The sequence below is a fragment of the Streptomyces sp. WG5 genome, from assembly GCF_049974565.1.
GTDB lineage: Bacteria > Actinomycetota > Actinomycetes > Streptomycetales > Streptomycetaceae > Streptomyces.
Window position 1 is genome coordinate 1 of record NZ_JBNGGC010000077.1, and the last position, 5,733, is coordinate 5,733.

At 73.8% G+C, this 5,733-nt stretch carries 2 protein-coding genes; both read right to left on the minus strand.

Annotated elements, in window-relative coordinates; all coding sequences use genetic code 11:
- On the minus strand, positions 1 to 1,318 hold a 1,318-nt coding region (locus tag ACP4IX_RS35790), incomplete at its 3' end, for a type I polyketide synthase (protein WP_426558762.1).
- 121 nt (positions 1,319 to 1,439) lie between these two features.
- Positions 1,440 to 5,733, minus strand: a 4,294-nt coding sequence (locus tag ACP4IX_RS35795; RefSeq protein WP_426558764.1) for an SDR family NAD(P)-dependent oxidoreductase, incomplete at its 5' end; no start/stop codon positions are given.

A 5,733-nucleotide genomic window follows, 5' to 3' on the forward strand; every position in this document is an offset into this window, starting at 1 on the left:
GCCGCGCACGCCCCGACTCCGGCCACACCACCGCGTCCGACGCCAACACCACCGCACCCGACGCCCAATCCACATGCGGCGACGGCTCATCCACGTGCAACGACTTCGGCACCACACCGTGCCGCATCGCCAACACCATCTTGATGACGCCGGCGACACCGGCCGCGGCCTGCGTGTGCCCGATGTTCGACTTGATCGAGCCGAGCCACAGCGGCTGTTCGGGCGTGTGCTCCTGCCCGTACGTGGCAAGGAGTGCCTGCGCCTCGATCGGGTCGCCCAGCGTCGTGCCGGTGCCGTGCGCCTCGACCACGTCCACGTCCGCGGCGGAGAGGCGCGCGTTGGTGAGCGCCTGGTGGATGACGCGCTGCTGGGACGGGCCGTTGGGGGCGGTGAGGCCGTTGCTCGCGCCGTCCTGGTTGATGGCGGAACCCCGCACCACCGCCAGCACCGGGTGACCGTCGCGCCGCGCGTCGGACAGCCGCTCGACCAGGAGCATGCCGGCGCCCTCGCCCCAGCCCGTGCCGTCGGCAGCGGCCGCGAAGGGCTTGCACCGGCCGTTCGCCGCGAGACCGCGCTGGCGGCTGAACTCGGTGAACGTCGACGGGGTGGCCATGACGGTCACGCCGCCGGCCAGCGCCATGGAGCACTCCCCCGCGCGCAGTGCCTGCACCGCCAGGTGCAGCGCCACGAGCGACGACGAGCAGGCGGTGTCGATGGTGACGGCCGGGCCCTCCAGGCCGAAGGTGTAGGCGACACGCCCGGAGGCGATGCTGCCGCTGCTACCGGTGCCGAGGAAGCCCTCGACGCCGTCGGGGACGGAGTCGAGGCGGGCGGTGTAGTCGTGGTACATGACGCCCGCGAAGACGGCCGTCCTGCTGCCGCGCAGCGAGGACGGGTCGATGCCCGCCCGTTCGAACGCCTCCCACGACGTCTCCAGCAGCAGCCGCTGCTGCGGATCCATCGCCACCGCCTCACGCGGCGAGATCCCGAAGGGGGCCGGGTCGAAGTGGCCGGCGTCGTAGAGGAAGCCGCCCTCGCTGACGTAGCTGGATCCCGCGCTGTCGGGATCGGCGTCGTACAGCGACTCGACGTCCCAGCCGCGGTCGACCGGGAAGGCGGAGATGGCGTCCTCGCCGTTCGCGACGAGGCGCCACAGGTCCTCGGGGGTCTGCACCCCTCCGGGGTAGCGGCAGCTCATCGCGACGATGGCGATGGGCTCCTCGTTCTTCTCCTCCACCTCGCGCAGCCGCCTGCGGGCCTGGCGCAGGTCGGCGGTCGCCCGCTTGAGGTAGTCGCGAAGCTTGTCCTCGTTCTCCATTGCGTGGGCTCCATGCCTCAGAGGCGGTCGTTCCGGTCGGTCGTCGTCCGGGCGGGGCGGCGCGCCCGGACGGGTCTCCGGTGGCGCGGATGGGTCGTGGGGCAGGTGGGGTGGGGCGGGGTCAGGAGGAGCCGAGTTCCTCGTCCAGCAGGTCGAAGAGCTCGTCGTCGGTGGCGGTTTCGAGGTCGCCGTCGTCGTCGGGCGCGTCGGCGGCCGCGCCGCCGGTGTCCTGCGCGTCCTTCCACTTGGCCAGGAGGGCCTGCAGGCGCATCGTGATCCGCGAAGCGGTGACGCTGTCCGCGTCGGACACGGACAGGGCCTCCTCCAGGCGGTCCAGCTCGCCGAGGAGCGACGGCCCGTCGTCGTCGAGGGGCAGCGCGGAACGCAGGTAGCCGCTCAGCGCTTCCGGGGTCGGGTAGTCGAAGATCAGCGTCGCGGGCAGCCTCAGCCCGGACGCGGCTCCGAGCCGGTTGCGCAGTTCCACCGCGGTCAGCGAGTCGAAGCCCAGTTCCTTGAAGGCGCTGCCGGGTTCGACGGCGGCGGATCCGCTGTGGCCGAGGACCTGGGCCACCTGGGTGCAGACCAGGTCGAGGAGGACCCGGCCCCGTTCGGTGGACGGAAGTTGGGCGAGGCGCTGCGCGAGCGAGTCGGGGGTCTGCGCCGCCGCGTCGCTCGCCCTGCGCCGCACGGTGCCGCGGAGCAGGCCGCGCAGCAGCGGCGGAGTCCAGTCGCCGAGACTCCTGCGGAGTTCGGCCAGGTCGAGCCGCGCCGGCACCAGGAGGGGCGCGGTCGGTTCCGCCCCGCCCGCACCGGGCAGGGCGGCGCCGAACAGCGCGAGGCCCTCGGCCGGGGAGAGCGGCAGCATGCCGCCACGGCTCAGGCGCCGCCGCTCGGCCGCGTCGAGGGTCCCGGCCATGCCGGCCTCGTCGTCCCACAGTCCCCAGGCCAGCGAGACCGCGGGCAGTCCCTGCGCCCTGCGATGCTGGGCAACCGCGTCGAGGAAGGCGTTGCCCGCCGCGTAGTTGGCCTGTCCGGCGTTGCCGAGGACACCGGCGGCCGAGGAGAACAGGACGAACGCCGACAGGTCCAGGTCCCGCGTCAGCTCGTGCAGGTGCCATGCCGCGTCGACCTTGGGCAGCAGGACGCGCCGCAGCCGGTCGGGGGTCATCGCCTCCACGGTGCCGTCGTCCAGGACACCCGCGGCGTGCACGACCGCGGTGAGCGGATGCTCCGCCGGAACGTCCGCGAGTACGGTGGCGAGCGCGTCCCGGTCGGACACGTCGCACGCCGCCCACGTCACCTCCGCACCCGACGCGTGCAGCTGCGCGGTGAGGTCGCGAGCGTTCTCGGCGGCCCCGCCCCGCCGGCTCACCAGCAGCAGGCGTCGCACCCCGTGCACGTCCACCAGGTGCCGGGCGAGAAGTCCGCCCAGGGTGCCGCCGGCGCCCGTGACCAGGATGGTGCCGTCCGGGTCGAAGGCCGCGCCGGCCGGCTGCTCGGGTGCGGTGGCCGCTCGGGCGAGGCGCGAGGTCCGCACGACGCCGTCCCGGATGGCGAGTTGCGTCTCGTCGGTGTCGAGCGCCGCGGGCAGCGTCAGCGGGGACGCGTCCTCGGTGTCGACGTCGACCAGCACGAACCGGCCGGGGTGCTCGGCCTGCGCGGAACGGACCAGGCCCCACACCGCCGCGTGCGCCAGGTCGTCGACGTCCTCGTCCGCGTCCACGGCGACGGCGCCTCGGGTGACGAGGGCCAGCCGGGACGCGGTGAACCGCTCGTCCGCAAGCCACGAACGGACCAGATCCAGTGCGGCGGTGACGGCGTTGTGCGCGCTCGTCACGAGTCCGCCCGCGGTGGACACGTCGGGTGCGAGGGAGACGAGGACGGTCTCGGGCGCGTCCTCGGCCGGGACGGCATCGGTTCCGTGGCCGAGTTCCCGGCCGAGGGACTCCAGGTCCGGGTGGACGCTGGGCGTGCTGAGGACGGCACCGAGCTTGAACGGGTCCCCGCCCAGCAGGGCCCAGCGGCCGCCGACCGGCACCGGCACGTCCGCGGACAGCGGCAGCACCGGCCAGTCGACCCGGAACATGCTGTCCCGGAGGGCCCCACCGGCCGCGCCGCTGCCGGGGATCCCGTCGACGGCCGGCGGACGTAGGACGAGGGAGGCGACCGTGAGCACCGGCTGACCCGTCTCGTCCGCGATCAGCAGGGAGACGGCGTCCTGTCCCGCCGGGGCCATGCGCACACGCAGCGCCGAGGCGCCCACGGCGTGCAGCCGCACCGAGTCCCATGCGAAGGGCAGGCGGGCCCCGGGCTCGGCGCCGGAGAAGAAGTCCCCGAGACCGGCCGCGTGCAGGGCCGAGTCCAGCAGTGCCGGATGAAGCCCGAACCGCGCGCCCTCCGGCCTGTCCTCGTCGGTGAGGGTGACCTCGGCGCAGACCTCGGCGCCGAGCCGCCAGGCGCGCCGCAGATTGCGGAACGCCGGACCGTATGCGAGCCCGATCGCGTCGAAGGACGCGTACAGCTCGTCCACGTCGCAGGGCTCGGCCCCGGCGGGCGGCCATGCCGCCGGTTCCTCCGCCGCGGGCGTCCCCTCGGTCGCGACGGCCAGGAAGCCGCCGGCGTGCCGGGTCCACGGTTCGTCCGCCGCGGACTCCTCGGGCCGGGAGTACACGTGGAAAGCGCGCCGTCCGGTCGCCTCGGGCTCCGCGACGGAGAGCCGGAGATGCACCCCTCCGGTCTCGGGCAGCACCAGTGGCGCCTCCAGGGTCAGGTCCTCCAGCAGGTCGCAGCCCGCGTGGTCCCCGACCCGCACCGCCAGCTCGACGAGCGCGGCGCCGGGCAGCAGCGCGGCGCCCGCGACCCGGTGGTCGGCCAGCCAGGGGTGGGTGCGCAGGGAGAGCCGGCCGGTGAAGAGGAACCCGTCGGAGTCGGGCAGCTCGACCGCCGCGCCCAGCAGCGGGTGGTCCGCGCTGCCCAGGCCCGCGGACGTCACGTGCCCGTTCAGGGCGTGTGCGGGGGCCTCCAGCCAGTACCGCTGGCGCTGGAAGGCGTAGGTGGGCAGGTCGACGCGGCGCGCGCCGGTCCCGGCGAAGTACGCCTGCCAGTCGACGGTGATCCCCCGGCTGTGGGCGTGGGCGAGGGCGGTGGTGACGGTCTCGGCCTCGGGGCGGTCCTTGCGCAGGACGGGGACGAGAGCGGCTCCGTCCTCGGTGAGGCAGTCCTGGGCCATGGCGGAGAGGACTCCGTCGGGGCCGAGTTCGAGGTAGGTGGTGACGCCGGCGGCCTCCAGGGCGCGGATGCCGTCGAGGAAGCGGACGGCCTCACGGACGTGCCGCACCCAGAAGTCGGGCGAGGCCATCTCGTCGGTGACGACGGCGCCGGTGAGGTTGGAGACGACGGGGATGCGGGGCGGCTCGAACGACAGCCCCTCCACCACCGCGCGGAAGGCGTCGAGCATGCCGTCCATGTGCGGGGAGTGGAAGGCATGGCTGACTGTCAGGCGCTTCGACCTGCGGTCCGGGTACGACTCCACGATCGCGACGGCCGCATCCTCGTCGCCGGCGATGACCACGGCCTGCGGGCCGTTGACGGCGGCGATGCTCACCCGGTCGGTCAGCAGCGGCAGGACCTCGTCCTCCGGCGCCTCCAGCGCGATCATCACTCCGCCGGTCGGCAGCACCTGCATCAACCGCCCTCGGGCCTCGACCAGCGTGCAGGCGTGCTCCAGGGACAGCACCCCGGCGACGTGGGCGGCGGCGATCTCGCCGACGGAGTGCCCGGACACGAGGTCCGGCTTCACACCCCACGACTCCAAGAGCCGGAACAGGGCGACCTCGACGGCGAACAACGCCGGCTGCGTGGACTCCGTGCGATCCAGCAGCTCGGCGTCGTCGCCGAACAACGCGTCCAGCCCAAGCCGCTCACGCACAGCGTCCAGCGCATCCGCGAACACCGGGTACGCCTCGTACAGCTCCCGGCCCATGCCGAGCCGCTGGCTGCCCTGCCCGGTGAAGAGGAAGGCCATCTTGCCCGCCACCGGGGAACCCTCGGCCACAGCCGTGCTCGTCCGGCCCGCTGCCAGCGCTTCGAGCGCCCCGATGAATCCGTCGCGATCCTCTGCGACGACCACCGCGCGACGATCCAGAGCGGTGCGCGTTGTGGCGAGGGAGTACCCGATGTCGGCCGGACTCACGTTCATGTCGTCGAGGACGAACGCCCTCAGTCGTGCGGCCTGTTCACGGAGGCCTTCGACGGACTTCCCGGACAGTGTCCAGGGAAGCGGACCGTTCGGCCTCTCGGAGTCCCGTGGCGTGGCGGGTCCGGGTGCGGGTGCGGGTGCGGGGGCTTGTTCGATGATGGCGTGCGCGTTGGTGCCGCTGAAGCCGAACGAGGACACCGCGGCACGGCGCGGACGG